The sequence below is a fragment of the Streptomyces canus 299MFChir4.1 genome, assembly GCF_000383615.1.
GTDB classification, from domain to species: Bacteria; Actinomycetota; Actinomycetes; order Streptomycetales; family Streptomycetaceae; genus Streptomyces; species Streptomyces canus_C.
This window is the reverse complement of record NZ_KB911584.1, coordinates 601,212-618,979: the sequence shown is the minus strand read 5'-3', so window position 1 is coordinate 618,979 and position 17,768 is coordinate 601,212. Positions and strand designations below refer to the sequence as shown.

General features: G+C 72.5%; 16 protein-coding genes, 1 rRNA gene and 1 pseudogene. 14 read left to right on the top strand and 4 right to left on the bottom strand.

Annotation, left to right across the window (positions count from 1 at the left end):
• The first annotated feature begins 2 nt into the window (after positions 1 to 2).
• The 3 genes and pseudogenes from rrf (at position 3) to H293_RS59145 (ending at position 1,852) form a co-directional block, all read left to right on the top strand.
• A 5S ribosomal RNA gene (rrf, locus tag H293_RS0110905) occupies positions 3 to 119 on the top strand.
• 92 nt (positions 120 to 211) lie between these two features.
• Positions 212 to 979 (top strand): annotated as a pseudogene (locus H293_RS61600) (tetratricopeptide repeat protein); the annotation flags it as partial.
• A gap of 54 nt (positions 980 to 1,033) precedes the next feature.
• A complete protein-coding gene (locus tag H293_RS59145; RefSeq protein ID WP_199790150.1) occupies positions 1,034 to 1,852 on the top strand; it encodes a tetratricopeptide repeat protein in 819 nt (272 codons plus the stop codon).
• 61 nt (positions 1,853 to 1,913) lie between these two features.
• Here the strand turns inward: H293_RS59145 and H293_RS0110890 are convergent, their stop codons facing one another.
• A complete protein-coding gene (locus H293_RS0110890; RefSeq protein WP_020117908.1) occupies positions 1,914 to 3,206 on the bottom strand; it encodes a DUF1015 family protein in 1,293 nt (430 codons plus the stop codon).
• Between the two features lie 72 nt (positions 3,207 to 3,278).
• Here H293_RS0110890 and H293_RS0110885 point away from each other — a divergent pair, with 72 nt between their 5' ends.
• From H293_RS0110885 to H293_RS0110870, 4 genes are all read left to right on the top strand, one after another.
• The gene (locus H293_RS0110885; RefSeq protein ID WP_020117907.1) at positions 3,279 to 4,307 is read left to right on the top strand and encodes an HAD hydrolase-like protein; all 1,029 of its coding nucleotides are present in this window, start codon (positions 3,279 to 3,281) and stop codon (positions 4,305 to 4,307) included.
• A 97-nt stretch (positions 4,308 to 4,404) separates the two neighbouring features.
• Positions 4,405 to 5,448 carry a FecCD family ABC transporter permease gene (locus H293_RS0110880; RefSeq protein WP_028807737.1) on the top strand — a complete coding sequence of 348 codons (1,044 nt, stop codon included), beginning with the start codon at positions 4,405 to 4,407 and terminating at the stop codon, positions 5,446 to 5,448.
• A complete protein-coding gene (locus tag H293_RS0110875; RefSeq protein WP_020117905.1) occupies positions 5,445 to 6,482 on the top strand; it encodes a FecCD family ABC transporter permease in 1,038 nt (345 codons plus the stop codon). The genes H293_RS0110880 and H293_RS0110875 overlap by 4 nt, the downstream gene beginning before the upstream one ends.
• Positions 6,479 to 7,345 carry an ABC transporter ATP-binding protein gene (locus H293_RS0110870; RefSeq protein ID WP_020117904.1) on the top strand — a complete coding sequence of 289 codons (867 nt, stop codon included), beginning with the start codon at positions 6,479 to 6,481 and terminating at the stop codon, positions 7,343 to 7,345. Before H293_RS0110875 ends, H293_RS0110870 begins: the two co-directional genes overlap by 4 nt.
• On the opposite strand, the gene H293_RS0110865 is transcribed toward H293_RS0110870, so the two are convergent.
• A complete protein-coding gene (locus tag H293_RS0110865; protein WP_020117903.1) occupies positions 7,329 to 7,676 on the bottom strand; it encodes an SCP2 sterol-binding domain-containing protein in 348 nt (115 codons plus the stop codon). The genes H293_RS0110870 and H293_RS0110865 overlap by 17 nt on opposite strands.
• Positions 7,677 to 7,718: 42 nt before the next feature.
• Here H293_RS0110865 and H293_RS0110860 point away from each other — a divergent pair, with 42 nt between their 5' ends.
• The 6 genes from H293_RS0110860 to H293_RS0110835 all read left to right on the top strand — a co-directional run bounded on the left by H293_RS0110860 (position 7,719) and on the right by H293_RS0110835 (position 13,722).
• Positions 7,719 to 8,021: a hypothetical protein gene (locus tag H293_RS0110860; protein WP_020117902.1), complete on the top strand. Its 303-nt coding sequence runs from the start codon at positions 7,719 to 7,721 to the stop codon at positions 8,019 to 8,021.
• A 7-nt stretch (positions 8,022 to 8,028) separates the two neighbouring features.
• Positions 8,029 to 8,844 (top strand): TlyA family RNA methyltransferase, encoded by an 816-nt coding sequence (locus H293_RS0110855; RefSeq protein WP_020117901.1) that lies wholly within the window; start codon positions 8,029 to 8,031, stop codon positions 8,842 to 8,844.
• The gene (locus H293_RS0110850) at positions 8,841 to 9,746 is read left to right on the top strand and encodes an NAD kinase (protein ID WP_020117900.1); all 906 of its coding nucleotides are present in this window, start codon (positions 8,841 to 8,843) and stop codon (positions 9,744 to 9,746) included. The genes H293_RS0110855 and H293_RS0110850 overlap by 4 nt, the downstream gene beginning before the upstream one ends.
• 185 nt (positions 9,747 to 9,931) lie before the next feature.
• Complete coding sequence (gene recN, locus H293_RS0110845) at positions 9,932 to 11,650, top strand: DNA repair protein RecN (protein ID WP_033415351.1); 1,719 nt, start codon at positions 9,932 to 9,934, stop codon at positions 11,648 to 11,650.
• A gap of 44 nt (positions 11,651 to 11,694) precedes the next feature.
• Positions 11,695 to 12,405, top strand: coding sequence for a hypothetical protein (locus H293_RS0110840; RefSeq protein ID WP_259294454.1), 711 nt, complete (start codon positions 11,695 to 11,697; stop codon positions 12,403 to 12,405).
• Positions 12,406 to 12,585: 180 nt separating this feature from the next.
• Positions 12,586 to 13,722, top strand: a complete 1,137-nt coding sequence (locus H293_RS0110835) for a glycosyltransferase family 4 protein (RefSeq protein WP_020117897.1) — start codon at positions 12,586 to 12,588, stop codon at positions 13,720 to 13,722.
• 18 nt (positions 13,723 to 13,740) lie between these two features.
• Here H293_RS0110835 and H293_RS0110830 read toward each other — a convergent pair whose 3' ends face one another.
• Positions 13,741 to 15,381 carry a PucR family transcriptional regulator gene (locus H293_RS0110830; protein WP_020117896.1) on the bottom strand — a complete coding sequence of 547 codons (1,641 nt, stop codon included), beginning with the start codon at positions 15,379 to 15,381 and terminating at the stop codon, positions 13,741 to 13,743.
• 54 nt (positions 15,382 to 15,435) lie between these two features.
• On the opposite strand from H293_RS0110830, the gene H293_RS0110825 reads away from it, so the two are divergent.
• Entirely contained in the window at positions 15,436 to 16,392 is a 957-nt protein-coding gene (locus tag H293_RS0110825) for an LLM class F420-dependent oxidoreductase (RefSeq protein WP_020117895.1), read from the top strand.
• Here the strand turns inward: H293_RS0110825 and H293_RS0110820 are convergent.
• Positions 16,379 to 17,761 carry an FAD-binding oxidoreductase gene (locus H293_RS0110820; protein WP_020117894.1) on the bottom strand — a complete coding sequence of 461 codons (1,383 nt, stop codon included), beginning with the start codon at positions 17,759 to 17,761 and terminating at the stop codon, positions 16,379 to 16,381. The two genes, H293_RS0110825 and H293_RS0110820, sit on opposite strands and share 14 nt — an antisense overlap.
• Positions 17,762 to 17,768 lie beyond the last annotated feature (7 nt).

The following is a 17,768-nucleotide window of genomic DNA, read 5'->3' as shown; positions in this document are numbered from 1 at the left end:
GTTTCGGTGGTCATAGCGTGAGGGAAACGCCCGGTTACATTCCGAACCCGGAAGCTAAGCCTTACAGCGCCGATGGTACTGCAGGGGGGACCCTGTGGGAGAGTAGGACACCGCCGAACAATCTTTGGAGGACCCCTGGTCCCAGCGTTCAGCTGGGACCAGGGGTCCTTTTGTTTTTAGAATGCTTGCAGTGCCGAAGACAGGAGTCACCATGTCCACCAACTCTCCCGACGACCGACCGGAGCGCGACCAGCGACGGGACAGTGGTGACCGCGGCGATCGAGGCTCCCGGGGGGAGCGCGGCGGCTTCCGCCGCGACAACGACCGGGGTGGGAACGACCGTGGCGGCAACCGCGGTGGTGGTTACGCACGCCGTGACGACCGTCGCGACGACAACCGCAGTGGTGGTGGGGATCGCGGTGGCTTCCGCCGCGACGACCGTGGTGACAACCGTGGTGGGGATCGTGGGGCTCGTCCTCCGTTCCGTCGCGATGACCGGCCGGCTGGGCCTCGCCGGGACGACCGTGACCGTGGGTTCCGGCGTGACGATGACCGGCCTGCCTTCCGTCGTGACGACCGCGGAGAGCGTGGGGACCGTGGCGGCGAGCGCGTAGAGCGTCGTGACGACCGCGGTGGTTTCCGCCGGGACGACAACCGCGGCGGTAGCTACGCCCCGCGCCGTGACGACAACCGCGGCAGCGGCTACGCCCCGCGCCGTGACGACCGTCGCGATGACCGCCGTGGCGACGACCGCGGCGACCGCGGCGACCGCGGCGGCTTCCGCCGTGACAACGACCGCCGCAGCGACGACCGTGGTGGCTTCCGCCGTGACGACAACCGCAGTGGTGGTGGGGATCGCGGTGGCTTCCGCCGTGACGACCGTGGTGGAAGCGGTGGGCCCCGTAGGGACGACCGTGGTGGACGGCCCGGTGGCTTCCGTGGGCGGGACGACCGGCGCGGTGGCGACGACCGGCGTGGCGGTGGCAGCCGTTTCCGCGACGAGCGGGAGCGCGATCGTGAGCCGATCAAGCGGCTGCCGATCCCCGAGGACGTCACGGGCGAGGAGATCGACAAGGACGTACGGCAGGAGCTGCAGAGCCTGCCGAAGGGGCTCGCGGAGGATGTCGCCAAGAACCTGGTGATGGTCGCCCGGCTCATCGACGAGGACCCCGAGGGCGCTTACGGCTACTCCAAGGTGGCCCTGCGGCTGGCGTCGCGTGTCGCCGCCGTACGCGAGGCGGCCGGGTTCGCGGCGTACGCCAACCAGAAGTACAGCGAGGCGCTCGCCGAGTTCCGGGCCGCGCGGCGGATGACCGGGCACGTGGAGCTGTGGCCTGTCATGGCCGACTGCGAGCGGGGGCTCGGGCGGCCGGAGAAGGCGCTGGACATGGCCGGGGCGCCCGAGGTGCACAAGCTCGACAAGGCCGGCCAGGTGGAGATGCGGCTCGTCGCCGCCGGTGCCCGGCGTGACATGGGGCAGCTGGACGCGGCCATCGTGACGCTGCAGAGCCCCGAGCTGGCCTCCAACTCGGTGCAGCCGTGGACCGCGCGACTGCGGTACGCCTACGCCGACGCGCTGCTCGCGGCAGGTCGGGAGGACGAGGCGCGCGAGTGGTTCGCCAAGGCCATCGAGTCCGACAAGGACGGCAGCACGGACGCCTCCGACCGGCTCGCCGAGCTGGACGGGGTCGAGTTCGTGGACGCCTTCGCCGAGGACGAGCTTGAGGATGAGGACGAGGCTGAGACCGAGACCGAGACCGAGACCGAGGACGCGGGTGTCACTGAGGCCGCTGAGAAGGTCGTAGAGATCGACGAAGTCGACGAGGGTGACGAGGGAGACCTCAAGGACTGACCTAAGCGGTCGATGAGCCATGAGCAGGGGGCGGGATCCTGGGATCCCGCCCCTTTGTGCGTCATACGTCCAGTGCGCGCAGGACCAGGCCCGACGCCGGCTTCGGACCGAACGACGTCGACTTGCGGGGCATCGTGACGCCCTGGCGGGCGAGGTCGCGGACGACCTCCTCGCGGACCGGGTGCATCAGGACCGCCGTGCCGCCGTCGCGTTCCGCCTTCTCGACCGTGGCGGCCGTGTCGTGGATGTAGGCGATACGGGCGGGGTCGTCCTCGGGGATGTGCCAGACGTGGGCGAGGAGCGTGGCGTGCAGGACCGTGGCGTCCAGGGTGCGCCAGGCGGCGGGGCGGTCCGCGGGGATAGTGCGGGACAGCAGGTCCGGGTCCGGGCGGTCCACCAGGTGGAAGTCGCCGTCGCCGGCGAGGAGGAAGGCGTTGCCCGCACAGGCCGCGTCGGCGAGGGTGTCCAGGGCCTCGGCCAGGGGCACGTCGAGGCGTCGTACGCGGAAGAGGTCGTCGAGGAGCGCCAGGGACCGGGACACCGGGATCTCGTGCAGGAGGCGGTGGATGGCTCGGACGCGCAGGGGGTAGCGGGCCGTGTCGACCAGGAGGACCAGGCCGTGGTCCCAGGGGCTGGGGGAGGGGTGCTCCGCGCGGAGCCGGCGGTAGGTCGCCCAGCGGTGGTGGCCGTCGGCGATGAGGGCCTGGTGCAGGGTCAGGTCCGACTGGATACGGGCCACTTCGGCAGGGTCGGTGATCGACCACAGGCGGTGGCGGTAGCCGTCCTCGGTGGTGGTGGCGAGGAGCGGTTGCTGCTCGGCCGTGCGTTCGATCGCGGTCGTCGTGACGGACTCCGTGCCGTTGCCGCGGTAGGTGAGGAGCAGGGGCTCCAGGTTCGCGGAGGTGGCGCGCATGAGGGCCGCCCGGTCGGCGACGACGTGCGGCATGACGTCCTCGTGGGGCAGGACGACGCCCTCCGACGGCTCCGACAGGCGCAGGATGCCGATGATTCCGCGCTGGAGCAGGCCGGCGCCGTCCTGTTGTTCGTAGACGTACAGGCCGGGTTCCGCGTCGGCGGCCAGGATGCCCTCGGAGAGCCAGTCGCGCAGGGTGCGGGCCGCCTGTTCGTTGCGTTCGGCGGGTGTCGTCGCCTGCGGGAGGATCAGCCGGACGATGTTGTACGGGTCGTTGGACTGGAGCTGGTGCAGGCCGTCGGGGCGGACCACGACGTCGTACGGCGGTGATGTCACGGCGGCCAGGCTGCCGACCCGGTCGGGGTCGTAGCGCAGGCCTCGGAACGGGGTGAGTTCCAGGCCTCGGCGCGCTGTTGCTTCCGGGTGACCTGCTGTGTTCATCCCGGCATCGTACGGGTGTCGGTGCCATGGGGGATGATCGGGGGAAAGCCGTCGAACGAGGAGCGATGCGGAATGAGCCAGCGCGTAAGGACGAGGCCCGAGGGCAGTGGGCAGGCCCTGAGCGAGGCGTACGACACCGCGCTGCTCGATCTCGACGGGGTGGTGTACGCGGGTGGGAACGCGATCGCGCACGCCGTCGAGTCGCTCGCCACCGCGCGTGAGGGGGGTATGCACCTCGCCTACGTCACCAACAACGCGCTGCGTACGCCCGATGCCGTGGCCGAGCACCTCACCGAGCTGGGGATACCGACGGGGGCCGAGGACGTCATCACCTCCGCCCAGGCGGTGGCGCGGCTGATCAGCGAGCAGGTGCCGGCCGGGGCGCGGGTGCTCGTCATCGGTGGCGAGGGGCTGCGGGTGGCCCTGCGCGAGCGGGGGCTGGAGCCCGTGGAGTCGGCGGACGACGATCCGGCGGCCGTCGTGCAGGGCTTCGGTGGGCCGGACCTGCCCTGGGGGCGGTTCGCCGAGGCGAGTTACGCCGTCGCGCGCGGGGTGCCCTGGTTCGCCTCCAACACCGACCTGACGATTCCGAGCGGGCGGGGGATCGCGCCGGGCAACGGCGCGGCGGTGGAGGTCGTGCGGATCGCGACCGGTGCCGAGCCACAGGTCGCGGGCAAGCCGTTGCCTCCCATGCACCGGGAGACGATCCTGCGGACCGGCGCCGAGCGGCCGTTGGTGGTCGGGGACCGGCTGGACACCGACATCGAGGGCGCGTTCAACGGTGAGGTGGACTCGCTGCTCGTCCTCACCGGCGTCACCGACGGCCCCCAGCTGCTGGCCGCGCCGCCGCAGCACCGGCCGACCTATGTGGACGCCGACCTGCGGGGCATGCTCACCGGGCAGCCCGAGGTCACCGAGGCGGGAGAGGGCTTCCGGTGCGGGGGATGGATGGCGAAGGCAGGCCGGGAGCGGCTGGAACTCGACGGTGACGGCGAGGCTCTGGACGGGCTGCGGGCGCTGTGCGCGGCGGCCTGGACGGCGGCCGGAGAGGGTGTGTGCGAGCTGGACGCGGGGAAGGCGCTGGCCAGGCTGGGGCTGTGACCCACCGGTCCACTGTGAGCCACCGGTCGCGTGGGCGCCCCGGTGGGTTCGGCCCTCGGGATCGTGGCTCGTTAGCAGGGTAGGCTAACCTAACTGCGTGTTGGTCGACAGTCCTCCCGAACAGCGCGCGGAGACCGCCCCCGCGCCCCCAACCCGCCGGGCGATACGAGTCCTTGGGCTCCTGGTGTCCGTCGTGATCCTGGTACTCGTCGCGATGGCGAGCATCGCGGTCGGGGCGAAAGGGCTGTCCGCCGGGCAGGTCTGGCACGGACTGTTCCAGGACACGGGGACCTACGGCGACGTCGTGGTGGCCGACCGGCTCTCGCGGACCCTGCTCGGGCTGCTCGCGGGCGCCGCGCTCGGCCTGTCCGGGGCGGTGCTCCAGGCCCTCACCCGCAATCCGCTGGCCGACCCCGGGCTGCTCGGCATCAACGCGGGCGCGTCCGCCGCGGTCGTCACCGCGATCACCTTCTTCGGCGTCACCTCGCTCAGCGGCTATGTGTGGTTCGCCTTCCTCGGCGCGGCCGCTGTCGGCGCCCTGGTCTGGTTCCTGGGCGGCAGCCGGGGTGCCACCCCGGTGCGGCTCGCGCTGGCCGGTACGGCGATCAGCGCGGCGCTGTACGGCTATCTCCAGGCCGTGATGATCACCGACGACCAGGCGCTGAACAAGATGCGCTTCTGGACGGTCGGTTCGCTGTCCTCGGCGAACAACTCGACCATCCTCCAGGTGCTGCCGTTCCTCGCGACCGGCTCACTCCTCGCCCTCGCGCTCGCCCGGCCGCTCAACGCCATGGAGATGGGCGACGACACCGCCAAGGCCCTCGGCGCCCACCTCAACCGCACCCGGGCGCTGGCCATGCTCTCCGCGACCGTGCTGTGCGGGGCCGCGACCGCCGCGTGCGGACCGATCGTGTTCGTCGGCCTGATGGTGCCGCACATCGTGCGCTCCTTCACCGGCCCCGACCTGCGCTGGATCCTGCCGTACGCGACCATCCTGTCGCCCGTGCTGCTGCTGGGCTCCGACGTCATCGGGCGGATCGTGGCCCGGCCCGCGGAGCTCCAGGTCGGCATCGTCACCGCGCTCATAGGCGGGCCGGTCTTCATCTTTCTCGTACGACGGCGGAGGACGGCGCAGCTGTGAGGACCAACCGTGCCATCAGGACGCCCGGGGGGCTCTCCGTCCGGCTGGACGTGCGCGCCACCGTGGTCGTCGCCCTGATCCTGCTCGCCGCGCTCACCGCGAGCGTCGTGCTGATCGGTACCGGCGACTTCCCGATCCCCGCGGGGGATGTACTGAAGACGCTGTTCGGGCACGGCAACGCCGGGCAGGAGTTCATCGTCAACGAACTGCGGCTGCCGCGGGTCCTCGTCGGGCTCCTGGTCGGTGCCTCGCTCGGGCTCGGGGGTGCGCTGTTCCAGGCCGTCTCCCGGAATCCGCTGGGCAGTCCGGACGTGCTGGGCCTCAGCCAGGGGGCCACGGCCGGGGCGCTCACGATGATCGTGCTGTTCCCCGGGAGCGCGACCCAGATCACCCTGGGCGCGCTGGTGGGCGGGCTGGTGACCGGGCTCGCCATCTATCTGCTCGCCTGGAAGCAGGGGGTGCACGGATACCGGCTGGTCCTGGTCGGCATCGGCGTCTCCGCGATCGTCACGGCGGTCAACGGCTATCTGCTGACCAGGTCCACGCTCACCGAGGCGGCCCAAGCCGTCGTCTGGATGACCGGCTCCCTCAGCGGCCGGGACTGGACGCAGGTCTGGCCGCTGCTGTGGCTGTGCGCCGTCCTCGTCCCGCTCGTCCTCGCCAACAGCCGCGGCCTCCGGATGATGGAGATGGGCGACGACGTCTCGGGCGCGCTCGGGGTACGCGTCGAGCGCGTACGGCTGCTGCTCCTGGTCGCCGCCGTCCTGCTCACCGCCGCCGCCACCGCGGCCGCAGGACCGGTCAGCTTCGTCGCGCTCACCGCGCCACAGCTGGCCCGCCGCCTCACCCGCTCACCCGGCCCCAACCTGCTGCCGTCCCTGTGCATGGGCGCCACTCTCCTGGTCACCGCCGACTGGGTCTCCCAGAAGGTCTTCGGCGCGGACCAGCTGCCCGTCGGCGTGGTCACCGGAGTCCTCGGCGGCGTCTACCTGCTGTGGCTCCTGGTCACCGAGCGCAGGGCGGGTCGGATATGAGCGCCGAGACCACTCTCACCAGCGGACTGAACAACCCGAGGAGCACCGTGAACCGCCTGTCCGCCGACACCGTCACCCTCGCCTACGACCAGCGGGTCATCGCCGAGCAGTTGTCGGTGCAGATACCCGACCAGTCCTTCACGGTGATCGTCGGCCCCAACGCGTGCGGCAAGTCCACGCTTCTGCGGGCCCTCTCGCGGATGCTCAAGCCCAGCCAGGGCAAGGTCCTGCTCGACGGGCAGGTCATCCAGTCGATGCCGGCGAAGAAGGTCGCCCGCACTCTGGGTCTGCTCCCGCAGTCGTCGATCGCGCCGGACGGGATCACCGTCGCCGACCTGGTCGGCCGGGGGCGATACCCCCACCAGGGCATCCTGCGCCAGTGGTCGACCGAGGACGAGCGGGTCGTACAGGAGTCCATGCGGCAGACCGGGGTCGCGGAACTCGCCGAGCGGTACGTCGACGAGCTGTCCGGCGGTCAGCGGCAGCGGGTGTGGATCGCGATGGCGCTCGCCCAGCAGACCCCGCTGCTGCTCCTGGACGAGCCGACGACCTACCTCGACATCCAGCACCAGATCGACGTCCTGGACCTCTGTGCCGAACTGCACGAGGAGCAGGGCCGCACCCTGGTCGCCGTCCTGCACGACCTCAACCACGCGGCCCGGTACGCCACGCATCTCATCGCGCTGAAGAGCGGGAAGATCATCGCCGAGGGCGCCCCGAACGACATCGTCACGGCCGAGCTGGTCGAGGAGGTCTTCGGACTGCGCTGCCAGGTGATCGACGACCCGGAGACGGGAACCCCGCTGGTGGTGCCGGCCGCGCGCAAGGCACGCGCGCGCGTGGTCGCTACAGAAGCTTCCTGAGCTGGAACAGGTCCCTGAGTCCCGCCTCCAGCTTCAGCCGGCCCGAACCCCAGGCCTTGGCGAAGTTCAGCTCGCCGTTCACCAGCGCCACCAGGTCGTCGCCCGCCATGGTCAGTCTGATCTGGGCCTTCTCCTTCGGAGGGCCCTGGATCGTGTCCCGCACCACGATCCGGCCGCCCGTCATCCGACCGGCGAAGGTGACGTCGAGATCGGTGATACGGCAGCTCACCGAGCGGTCCATGGCCGCCGCCGTGGCGACGTCCCCCTCGGCGTTGTGCATGTTGTCGGAGAGCTTCTCGAGTGCGGCGCGGCACTCCTCGATCGTGGCCATCGCGATCGACGGTACCCCAGCGGTTCGAGGTAGCGTCTGGGCATGAGCGACGCTGTTCCAGAGCCTTCACAAGAGGTCGCGGTCGACCCCGAGCACGACCCCGCCGCCCCCGCGCCTCTGAACGTGCCCCGCACCCCCACCGGCGACGCCGAGGTCGACGCCCGGCTGGAGCGGCTCGGCGACGCCGACCACCTCGCCACGGACGGGCACATGGAGGTGTACGAGGATGTACACCGGGGGCTGCGCGACGCGCTCACCGCGCTCGACGCCCGCCCGGGACCTCCGGCGCCCTCACCCTCGTACGACCAGAGAACGCCCTCACCCTCGTATGGCACTAGGAGCTGAACCGAACGTGGCAGGAGTCGCACGCCGTCGGCTGGACGCGGAGCTGGTCCGGCGGAAGCTCGCGCGCTCGCGTGAGCACGCCAGCCAGCTGATCGCGGCCGGCCGGGTCACCGTCGGCAAGACCGTCGCGACCAAGCCCGCCACCCAGGTGGAGACGGCGGCCGCGATCGTGGTGCAGAGCGACGACGGCGATCCCGACTACGTGTCCCGGGGCGGGCACAAGCTCGCGGGCGCCCTTCAGGCGTTCGTGCCGCAGGGGCTGGCCGTCGAGGGGCGGCGGGCGCTGGACGCCGGCGCCTCCACCGGCGGCTTCACCGATGTGCTGCTGCGGGCGGGGGTCGCGCACGTGGTCGCCGTCGACGTCGGTTACGGACAACTCGCGTGGTCTCTTCAGAGCGATGAACGCGTCACCGTCAAGGACCGTACGAACGTACGCGAGTTGACGCTCGAAGCGATCGATGGGGAACCAGTGGATCTTGTCGTGGGGGATCTGTCCTTCATCCCGCTCGGACTGGTACTGCCCGCCCTGGTGCGGTGCGTGAAGCCGGACGCCGATCTGGTGATGATGGTGAAACCGCAGTTCGAGGTGGGGAAGGAACGGCTGGGCAGCGGGGGAGTCGTACGGAGCACGCAGCTGCGGGCGGAGGCCGTGCGCCAAGTGGCCGAGAAGGCGGGGGAACTCGGGCTCGGAGTGAAGGGTGTCACGGCCAGTCCGTTGCCCGGACCCTCGGGCAATGTCGAATACTTTCTGTGGCTGCGTGCCGGGGCCCCCGCCCTGGACCCGGCCGATGTCGACCGTGCAGTGGCGGAGGGGCCGCGTTGAGCCAGAACCGAGCTCGTACTGTTTTCCTGCTCGCCCACACCGGGCGGCCCGCGGCCATTCGCAGTGCCGAGCTGGTCGTGAAGGGGCTGATGCGCTCCGGGATCGGCGTGCGCGTCCTGGAGTACGAGGCCGCCGACCTGCCGCTGCCGCCCGAGGTGGAACTGGTCAAGGAGGCGACTCCGCAGTGCCTCGAAGGGTGCGAGCTGCTCATCGTGCTCGGCGGTGACGGGACGCTGCTGCGCGGCGCCGAGTTCGCCCGCGCGTCCGGGGTGCCGATGCTAGGCGTCAACCTCGGCAGTGTCGGATTCCTCGCGGAGGCCGAGCGGGACGATCTCGACAAGGTTGTCGACCGGGTGGTGACCAAGGCGTACGAGGTCGAGGAGCGGATGACCGTCGACGTCGTCGTTCACCGGAACGGGGACATCGTCCACACGGACTGGGCTCTGAACGAGGCCGCCGTGCAGAAGGCGGGTGCCGAGAAGCTCCTTGAGGTCGTGCTGGAGATCGACGGGCGGCCGGTGACGGGCTTCGGATGTGACGGGATCGTGCTGTCCACGCCCACCGGGTCCACGGCGTACGCCTTCTCGGCGGGTGGGCCTGTGGTGTGGCCCGAGGTCGAGGCGCTGTTGATGGTGCCGATCTCCGCGCATGCGCTGTTCGCGAAGCCGTTGGTTACTTCACCGAACTCTGTGCTGGCCGTGGAGTTGTTGCCGCACATTCCGCCGGGGGTGTTGTGGTGTGACGGGCGGCGGACCTTTGAGCTGCCGCCGGGGGCTCGGGTGGAGGTTCGGCGGGGGGCTGTGCCGGTGCGGTTGGCTCGGCTGCATCACGCTTCGTTCACGGATCGGCTTGTGGCGAAGTTCGCGTTGCCTGTTTCTGGGTGGCGGGGGGCGCCTCACTAGCCGACCGTGGGGGGTGGTTGCGGAGCGTGGGCCGCTGCGAGCCGGTGGGGCTTCTCGCGCCCACGCGGCGGAGCCGCAAATCGATACAGCCCCGCGCCCCTAAAAGCCTGACACTCGCCCGAGTGACAAGGGCACCTCGCACTCGCCCGCCCCGACCTCGTAAGGTCTTCACCGTGCTGGAAGAGATGCGGATACGGTCGCTCGGAGTCATCGATGACGCCGTCGTCGAGCTGTCGCCCGGGTTCACCGCTGTCACGGGTGAGACGGGTGCGGGCAAGACCATGGTGGTCACCAGCCTGGGGCTGTTGCTCGGTGGGCGGGCTGACGCGGCGCTCGTGCGGATCGGGGCCGAGAAGGCCGTCGTGGAGGGGCGCATCACCGTGTCCCCGGGCGACTCCGTCGTCGTACGGGCCGAGGAGGCCGGGGCGGAGCTCGACGACGGGGCGCTGTTGATCAGCCGTACCGTTTCCGCCGAGGGGCGGTCCCGGGCGCATCTGGGCGGACGGTCGGTGCCCGTGGGAGTGCTCGCGGAGCTCGCCGACGAGCTGGTCGCCGTCCACGGGCAGACGGACCAGCAGGGGTTGCTCAAGCTGAACCGGCAGCGGCAGGCGCTCGACCGGTACGCGGGGGACGCCGTCGCCGTGCCGTTGGCCAAGTACACGGAGGCCTACCGGCGGCTGCGGGCCGTCTCCGTCGAGCTGGACGAGATCGTCACGCGCGCGCGTGAGCGGGCCCAGGAAGCCGACATGCTGCGGTACGGGCTCGACGAGATCGCCGGCGTGGAGCCACGGGCCGGTGAGGACGTCGAGCTGGCCGAGGAGGCGGAGCGGCTGGGCCATGCCGAGGCGCTGTCGTCCGCGGCCACGGCCGCTCACTCCGCCCTCGCCGGGAACCCCGAGGACCCCGAGGGGATCGACGCGGCGACGCTCGTGGCGGGCGCTCAGCGGGCTCTGGAGGCCGTGCGGTCGTACGACCCCGCCCTGGCCGCGCTCGCCGACCGGATCGGGGAGATCGGGATCCTGCTGGGTGATGTGGCCGGGGAGCTCGCGGGATACGCCGACGACCTGGACGCCGATCCGCTGCGGCTGTCGGCCGTCGAGGAGCGGCGGGCCGCGCTCACCGCGCTGACGCGGAAGTACGGCGAGGACGTGGCCGCCGTGATCACGTGGGCCGAGCAGAGCGCCGCGCGACTCACCGAACTGGACGGCGACGACGAGCGGATCGACGAGCTGACCGCCGAGCGGGACGCGCTCAGGGCCGAACTGGGCGGGCTGGCGCAGGCGCTGACGGATGCGCGAACGGAGGCCGCGGAGAGGTTTGCGGCGGCGGTGACGGCAGAGCTGGCCTCGCTGGCGATGCCCCACGCGCGCGTGTCCTTCGCCATCCGGCAGACCGAGGACCCGGAGGGCGTGGAGGTCGGCGGCCGCGCGGTCGCCTACGGACCGGCCGGCGTGGACGAGGTCGAGTTGCTGCTCGCCCCGCATCCGGGTGCGCCGCCGCGGCCCATCGCCAAGGGCGCGTCCGGCGGTGAGCTCTCGCGCGTGATGCTGGCCGTCGAGGTCGTGTTCGCCGGGACGGACCCGGTGCCGACGTACCTCTTCGACGAGGTCGACGCCGGTGTCGGCGGCAAGGCGGCGGTCGAGATCGGGCGGCGCCTCGCGAGGCTCGCGAAGACCGCGCAGGTCGTGGTGGTGACCCACCTGCCTCAGGTCGCGGCCTTCGCCGACCGGCAGTTGCTGGTCGAGAAGACCAACGACGGGTCCGTCACCCGCTCCGGTGTGAAGGTGCTGGAGGGCGAGGAGCGGGTGCGCGAGCTGTCCCGGATGCTCGCAGGGCAGGAGGACTCGGAGACGGCCCGGGCGCACGCGGAGGAGTTGCTGGCCACCGCCAGGGCGGACGCGTGAGGGGTACGTCCCTGGGACTCACCGCCGCCCTGACGCGCGCCGGCATGGCCGCCCTGCGCGCCAAGGCGCCGGGCGGGCGGGAGCGGTGGGAGCGGAAGAACTACGCCGGGCGGACGGTCGAGTTGTACGCCGGGCCCGCGGCCGCCCTGGCGGTGGCCCTGGGCGCGGGACGGGTGCGGCCCGCAGCGGGGATGGCCGTCGCGCTCGCCGGGCTTTGCGGGGCGTACGACGACCTCGCCGGGGACCATCAACGGGGGTTCCGGGCACATCTGGGCGCGCTGCGGGACGGCGAAGTCACCAGCGGGGCCGTCAAGTTGTTCGGGATCTCGGCGGCCGGGCTGGTCGCGGGCGCGCTGATGAAGGAGAGGGTCGTCGACAAGGCGCTCGCGGGTGTGGTGATCGCCGGGGCCGCGCACTTCGTCAACCTCGTGGACGTACGGCCCGGCCGGGCGGCCGGTGCGGTGGTCGCGCTCGGGGCGCCCGGGATGGCGCGGTCGGAGCTGGCCGCCGTGGCCGTGGGCGCGGCGGTCGCCGTGCTGCCGGACGACCTCTCCGAGCGCGTGATGATCGGGGATGTGGGGGCGCACGCTCTGGGGGCGGCGTTGGGAGCGGCTGTCGTCGCCGGAAACGGGAGGGTGGGGCTTGTTCTGCACGCTGCCGCAGTGGTCGCCGCGGCTGTCTGCGGGGATCAGGTGAGTCGTGTGTCGGCTGCGGCCCACCTTGAGGTCGGAAGAGGGGTCCCGTCACTCTTGTGAGTGACCCCGACTCGCCGCACACACCCTTCCCCCATTCTCCGCATGCACGGAACACCCGTACGTCCTGGCATCCTTGGCAGAGAACCCATCACGCGTAGGAAGCGCGCGGTACACCCCTCCGCTCGACACCTTCTGTACGTTTCCTCGTGACCGCCCGACCCGAACCAGGAGCCCGGCCACGTGACCCCCGTGAGCAGCCACTCACCGCACGGCCAGTCGCCGCTGCGCACCGTGCAGGTGCTGGGCGGAGGCAATGCCGTCAGTAGCGCGCATGTGCGCTCCCTGACCTCGGGGCTCGTCGCGCGGGGCGTGCGGGTCACGGTGTGCGCCCCGGCTGAGGCGGATCGCTCCTACGACTTCTCCGGGGCCGGTGCCGAACACGTGCACGTGCCGCGCAGCAGCGACCCGACCTCCGTGGCCGTGCTGCGGGCGGCGTGCGCGGACGCCGATCTGGTGCACGCGCACGGGCTGCACGCCTCGTTCCGCGCCGTGCTCGCGCTCAGCGGGCGCCGGACCCCGCTCGTCGTCACCTGGCACGACCGGGCGTACGCCGAGGGGGCGCGGGCCCATTTCGTGCGCCTTCTGGAACGGCGGGTCGTGAAGGCGGCTTCCGTGGTGCTGGGGTCCACCTCCGCGCTCGTGGACCGGGCCCGCAGGACCGGCGCCCGGGACGCGCGGCTCGCCGCCGTCGCCCTGCCCGGGCCGCGCGCAGTCGTCGAGCAGGAGGATCCCGACCGGCTGCGGCCCAAGGTGCGGGCCGAACTCGGCGCCATCGGGCGGCCCTTGCTGGTGGCGGTGGGCGCCCTGGAGCGGCACAAGGGCTACGAGACGCTGCTGGACGCCACCCGCGCGTGGCGCCTTCTCGACCCCGTGCCCCTGGTCGTCGTCGCGGGGGAGGGACACCTGCGGGCGGTCCTGCAGGGCCGTATCGAGGACGAGGGGCTGCCGGTTCGGCTCCTCGGACGGCGCGACGACATCTCCGAACTGCTCACCGCCGCCGATCTCGCGCTCCTGCCCAGCCGTTGGGAGGCGCGCTCGGTGCTCGCCCAGGAGGCCCTCCACGCGCGTGTGCCGCTCGTCGCGACCGAGGTCGGCGGCATCCCCGAACTCGTCGGCGACGCGGCCGAACTCGTCCCGTACGGCGACCCGGAGGCGCTCGCAGACGCCGTCGTACGGCTGCTCGGTGATCCCGAGCGCCGGGAGCTGCTGAAGGAGCGAGGGGTGCGGCAGGCGGCGACCTGGCCGACCGAGGACGAGACCGTGGCGCAAGTGCTCAGTGTCTACGACGAGTTGACCCAGCCCCTGCCGCTCATCTGAAAGCCTGCCTGAAGCGAGCTAGGGGACGTGCCGGCGTGCCCGCAGTGCCAGGCTCAACGCCAGTACCGTCTGCGGGTCGTCGAGGTCCGTGCCCAGCAACTCGCCGATGCGGGCGAGGCGGTTGTAGAGGGTCTGCCGGTTGAGATGAAGCTCACGGGCCGTCTCCGCCTTCCGGCCCGCGTGCGCCAGATAGGTCTGCAGGGTCGGCAGCAGGGGCGGCTTGGAGCGGTCGTCGTGGGCGCGCAGCGGGCCGATGGCGCGGTCCACGAAGGCCGCGAGGTCCGGGTGGTCGCGCAGCCGCCACAGCAGCAGGTCGATGTCGAGGCGGCGGGCGTCGTACCAGGGGCGGTCCGACAGGCCCTGCGCCGCCGTCGCCGTCTCGGCCGCGTGCCGCAGGCTCGCCGAGGCCGCCGCCCAGCCGCCGGCGACGCCGACGACCACGACCGGCGGCTGGGCGCCCGGGCGTTGCATCCCGGCCCGCTCCACACCCGCCCGCAGCGCCGCCGCGACCCGGTCCGCGACCGCCGACCGCTCCGACTCCGAGCGCAGGCCGAGCAGGACCAGCACCCGGCCCTCGACGGGTCGTACGCCCAGCAGGACCGGCACGCCGACCGAGGCCAGCTCCTCGGACACCGCCCGGGCCAGCACCGCCCAGCCGCCGCCGGGCGCGAGAGCGTCGCCGAGCCGCATCACCACCGGCAGCAGCGGGCCGGTGCCCGGCTTGAAGCCCAGCACGCGCGCCTGTGCCGGCGCGTCCTCCGGGGTGATGCGGCCCTCGGCGAGGTCGGTCAGGAAGTCGCCGCGGCCGCGGGCCGCGAGCTCCTCCTCCTGGCGGGCCTGCATCAGGACGACGGCCAGGATGCCCGCCGCGCGCTCGGCCGCCATGCGGTGCACGGGGGCCAGCGGGGCCCGTACCGGAAGCAGGACCAGCCGCGCCCGTACCGAACCCGCACCGGGCCCGCCCCCGGGCACGTCCACGAGAGCCGAGCCGGACGGCGGGGTGTCCTTGTGCTGGCCCCGCAGCCCCTCCCAGACCTGCAGCGGGTCGGCGCCCTCGGGGCCCTCCCCGGCCGCGTACAGGAGTTGCCCGTCCGTCGTCTCCAGGAAGACCGGGTTGCCGCTGAAGTCGGCCAGGATGCCGAGGACCTGCGGGATGCCGCCACCGCCCAGCAGGGCCTCGGTACAGCGGTGGTGCACCTCCTCGGCCCGCTGGAGCAGCGCGTAGTGGCCGTTGACGATCTCGGTGTGGATCTCCTCGGTGACGGCCACGAACGGCACCTCGCGGTGCAGTTGGACGAGTGGCAGGCCGGTCGCGCGGGCCGTGTCGACGAGGGCCGCGGGCAGCCGCGTGAAACGCGGGCCGAGCTCGACGACCAGGGCCGCGATGCCGCGCTCGGCCAGGGTGCGCACGAACGCGCGCTGTTCGGCCGGACGGGTGCCGAGCCCGTAGCCGGTGGTCAGCAGCAGCTCGCCGCCCTTCAGCAGGGAGGCGATGTTCGGTACCTCGCCCGCGTGGACCCAGCGCACGGTCCGGTGCAGCCGGTCCGCGCCCGCGAGGATCTCCGGGAGCCCGCTGCGCAGACCGGGCAGCTCCAGCGCGCGCTGCACGGTGATCCCGGCGCCCTGGGTGTCGAAACCGCTGTTCGTGCCGCTGTCCATGAGCCGGACGCTACCCGAGGCGTGCGCCGTGGCGCGGCGGGGTAGCGGCCGCGCATGGACTTCAGCGTGGTGGCCGTGGCACGGGAGGACGACAGTCCGGTCGAGGAGCCGCTCAGGGTGGCGGTGACAGCCGACCGGCTCGGGTACCGGGAGGCGTGGGCGGGGGAGGGCCCGACGTGGGACTCCTTCGTCCTCGCCACCGCGATCGGACAGGCCACCGAGCGGGTCGCGCTGACCGCTGGGCCGGTCCCGGTGAACGTGCGCGACCCGTACAGCACGGCCCGCGGTGCCGCCTCGGTCGCGGCCCTGGTCGGCCGCCCGGTCGGGGTGGCCCTGGGCACGTCCAGCAAGCGGGTGGTCGAGGGCGTGCACGATCGCCCCCGGGCGCGGCCCGCCGCCGTACTGGAGGAGCAGGCGGCGGCCGTACGACGGTTTCTGCACGCTTCTCCGGGCGAACCGGTCGTGCCCGGCAGCCCCTTCCCCCGCCGTCTGCCGCCGCCCGGCGGGCCGCTCACCGTCGCCGCGTTCGGGCCGCGGGCGATCGCCACGGCCGCCGCGCACGCCGACCGCATGCTGCTGGACGTGGTCTCCCCGGAGCAGGTGCGGGCGCTCCGCGCGGAGCTGGACGCGGCGGCCCGGAAGGCGGGCCGTACGCCGCCCGTGCTCGCCGCCTGGCTGCCGGCGGCCGTCGACCCCGACCCGCGGTCGCTCGCGCAGGTCCTGGGCAGCATCGCCGGATACCTGACCGTGCCGGGCTACCGCGAGGTCTTCGCCGGGGCGGGCTTCGGGGAGGCGGTGGAGCTGGCCGCGAGCGGGGCGGACCGGGAGACCCTGGTGCGGGCCCTGCCCGCGGCGGCCGCCGGCACGGTCGGACTGGTGGGCGGCCCGGACGCCGTGAGGGTGCGTGTCTACGCCTATGCGGAGGCCGGGCTCGACGAGATCGCCCTCGTGCCCGCGACGGCGGGGGACCCGGGCGGCGAACGCACGCCGGCGGCGCTCAGGCCGGCGTGATGTTGTGGTTGAAGCGGAACACGTTGTCCGGGTCGTACCGGTGCTTCACCTCCGCCAGGCGGCGCGTGTTCTCCGTGCCGACGCCCTCCACCACGCGGTCTGTGCCCTCGTCGCCGATGAAGTTCAGGTAGACCGCGCCGGTGCTCCACGGTCGGACGTCGGCGCGGACGTTGCGCACCCATTGGACGCACCGCTCGTCGTCCGCCGGGTCCTCCCAGATCCCGAAGGGATGCACGGCCCACGACGCGTCCCGGTACGGCACCGGGAACTCGTGCGACCCCTCGGCGATCGCCCCGCCCAGCGGCAGCAGCAGGTGCTGGGTGCCGGTCGGCACCGGCAGGGAGTCCGCACGGGCGCAGAAGACATCGAGGAAGTCGTCCGGCGCGCCCGTCACGTACTCCGCGGACCAGTAGTTCCGCATCCCCGGCGGGTCGTCGATCATGCACTGGACATCGGCGTACGGCATCGTCCCGACGATCTCCGTCTCGTGCGGCAGCGCCAGCAGAGGCTCGGCCAGCTTGCGCAGGTCGGCCTCCCCGCCGACGTACGTCAGCAGGACGCCGCACACCAGGGTGCCGACCACGTGCGGCGGTACGAACTCCTCGGGCGGAGCGGTGAAGTAGAGCACTCCGCCGGACACCTCGTCGGGCCCCACAGCGATCACATCGCGGAACGTGCGCGCGACCTCGGGGCCGAACTCGGGCTGATACAGCAACAGCGCGATGGAGAACTCGGGCAACGGGTGCAGCTTCAGGGTGATCGCGGTCGCGATGCCGAAGTTGCCGCCGCCGCCGTGCAGGGCCCAGAACAGGTCCGGGTGCTCCTCGGCGCTCGCGTGGAGCCGCTCGCCGTCCGCGGTGACCAGGTCGACGCCGAGCAGGTTGTCGACGGCCAGCCCGCACCAGCGGTCCAGCCATCCGGAGCCGCCGCCCAGGACGAAGCCGCCGACCCCGGTGGTCGAGGCCCGGCCGCCGGTGGTGGCGAGGTGGTGGGGCTCGCAGGCCCGGTCCAGATCGCTCATCGTGGCACCGCCCGCGACCCGGGCCGCCTCGGCCGCGGGATTGACGACGACCGCGCGCATGTGGCGCAGATCGACGACCAGACCGCCGTCGTTGACCGCCATGCCCGCCACGCTGTGCCCGCCGCCGCGTACCGCGATCGGCAGGTCCAGGTCACGGCCGAAGCGCACGGCCCGTACGACGTCGTCCTCGTCCACGCACTGTGCGATCACCGCGGGCCTGCGGTCGATCATCGCGTTGAAGACGGTCCGGGCCTCGTCGTAGCCCGGATCGTCCGGGGCGAACACGTCGCCGGTGAGATCCTCGCGCAGCGCGGAGAGTGCCGCGCCCGCCTTCGACGGGGATGCCATGAGGCGC

Bases quoted from the DNA above. Each gene is read 5' to 3' on its own strand.
- H293_RS0110860 (WP_020117902.1), top strand. From the start codon at position 7,719: ATGAGCGACGCTGTTCCAGAGCCTTCACAAGAGGTCGCGGTCGACCCC.
- H293_RS0110890 (WP_020117908.1), bottom strand. From the start codon at position 3,206: ATGAACACAGCAGGTCACCCGGAAGCAACAGCGCGCCGAGGCCTGGAA.
- H293_RS0110865 (WP_020117903.1), bottom strand. From the start codon at position 7,676: ATGGCCACGATCGAGGAGTGCCGCGCCGCACTCGAGAAGCTCTCCGAC.
- H293_RS0110825 (WP_020117895.1), top strand. From the start codon at position 15,436: ATGGACTTCAGCGTGGTGGCCGTGGCACGGGAGGACGACAGTCCGGTC.
- H293_RS0110870 (WP_020117904.1), top strand. From the start codon at position 6,479: ATGAGCGCCGAGACCACTCTCACCAGCGGACTGAACAACCCGAGGAGC.
- H293_RS0110840 (WP_259294454.1), top strand. From the start codon at position 11,695: ATGGCCGCCCTGCGCGCCAAGGCGCCGGGCGGGCGGGAGCGGTGGGAG.
- H293_RS0110820 (WP_020117894.1), bottom strand. From the start codon at position 17,761: ATGGCATCCCCGTCGAAGGCGGGCGCGGCACTCTCCGCGCTGCGCGAG.
- H293_RS0110830 (WP_020117896.1), bottom strand. From the start codon at position 15,381: ATGGACAGCGGCACGAACAGCGGTTTCGACACCCAGGGCGCCGGGATC.
- recN (WP_033415351.1), top strand. From the start codon at position 9,932: ATGCGGATACGGTCGCTCGGAGTCATCGATGACGCCGTCGTCGAGCTG.
- H293_RS0110885 (WP_020117907.1), top strand. From the start codon at position 3,279: ATGAGCCAGCGCGTAAGGACGAGGCCCGAGGGCAGTGGGCAGGCCCTG.